The following is a 1,214-nucleotide window of genomic DNA, read 5'->3' on the forward strand; positions in this document are numbered from 1 at the left end:
GCAGCGTGTCAGCCGCAGTTATGCGTAGTTTTTTCAAAAACCGAAATCACTCCATTTTTTGTTATTTAATTTATTTTTTAAATCATTGATATCATTACAATTTTTTGCAATATCATAGAAATATTTTTTGGATTGTAAAAGTCCTCCTTTTGAATCTTTTTCAAAACTCAATTCTGTCTTTTTAGATAAATTGAATACCAATATTGGCCATTGCGATGATTCTTCTTTTCTAAATTTATTTACTAAATTGATAGATGTCTCTTTCGATTTCTCTGAATTTTGTATATTATTTATATATCTGATTTCTGCATCTTCGCAATTTCTATTGACAGATACGACGTTATCTATTTCAAAAATCAATGGTACATTTTTATTTGTGTACGCTCCTAAGTATTTCGATCTTCGGTGGCTGTATGAGCCGCCAGTATCTGGACACATATATACGTTTTCATTTAATTCGTTCATAGTTGATCCGCTATTCACAACATCCAGCAGATATTTCCAGGTAGGAAGTAAATTATTTTCGTCTAAATATTCTCTAAATTCATTGAGTATATTTTTAAAATTCGGAGACGATTCGATTTTTTCTAAAACTGTAACAAAATCTTCGAAGGAGAGTGGTTGTAATATAATATCGTTTTTTTTCGCAATTTGAATTGTATCTTTGAATCGATCTTCGTAGTTTTCAAATTCAAAGTTACTAACTAGATATAAAATTTTACTCTGTACGTTTTCACTAAAACTTTCTATGTGTCTGACAATTTGTTCGTCATAGAACCAATCTGTTAATTTTGTTTCAAAGAAGACTGAGAAGGAATTTTGACTAATTGATAGATCTGGAATGCTTTTTTTGCTTTTATCTTGTTGAGTAAAAGTAGGTCCAATTAAAATATTGGATTCTCCATTTAACGTAGCACTAAAAAATTCTTCTAATAACCAAGGATTTTCTTTATAAAGTATTTTAAGAAGTAAACCTAGAAAATTACTCAAAGAGTTTTCTCCCTTGTAAGTTGTGAAGTAGCTAATATTTTTTCCCATTTTGTCCTCTAATAAATTTATTTAAAACATTACGCATAACGAACTAGGCTACACGACGTTGTCCGTAGCTGAGCCTCTCCGAGGCGGTAGCGTCGGCGCGTCTTCTTGCATCGCAAGAAGCGTGACGGAGGACAATGTGCCTTTAGGCCGAGCGAGGGCGAAAGTCCCGAGCGGAG

1 protein-coding gene is annotated in these 1,214 nt (G+C 32.5%); it reads right to left on the minus strand.

Annotated elements, in window-relative coordinates; translation table 11 throughout:
• Positions 1–33 precede the first annotated feature (33 nt).
• Positions 34–1,038 carry a hypothetical protein gene (locus EHQ58_RS10295; RefSeq protein ID WP_135623821.1) on the minus strand — a complete coding sequence of 335 codons (1,005 nt, stop codon included), beginning with the start codon at positions 1,036–1,038 and terminating at the stop codon, positions 34–36.
• Between the last annotated feature and the right edge of the window lie 176 nt (positions 1,039–1,214).

The organism is Leptospira ognonensis, from assembly GCF_004770745.1.
Taxonomy (GTDB): Bacteria; Spirochaetota; Leptospiria; order Leptospirales; family Leptospiraceae; genus Leptospira_A; species Leptospira_A ognonensis.

Excerpts from the sequence above, each read along its gene's own strand:
- EHQ58_RS10295 (WP_135623821.1), bottom strand. The coding sequence starts at position 1,038 with ATGGGAAAAAATATTAGCTACTTCACAACTTACAAGGGAGAAAACTCT.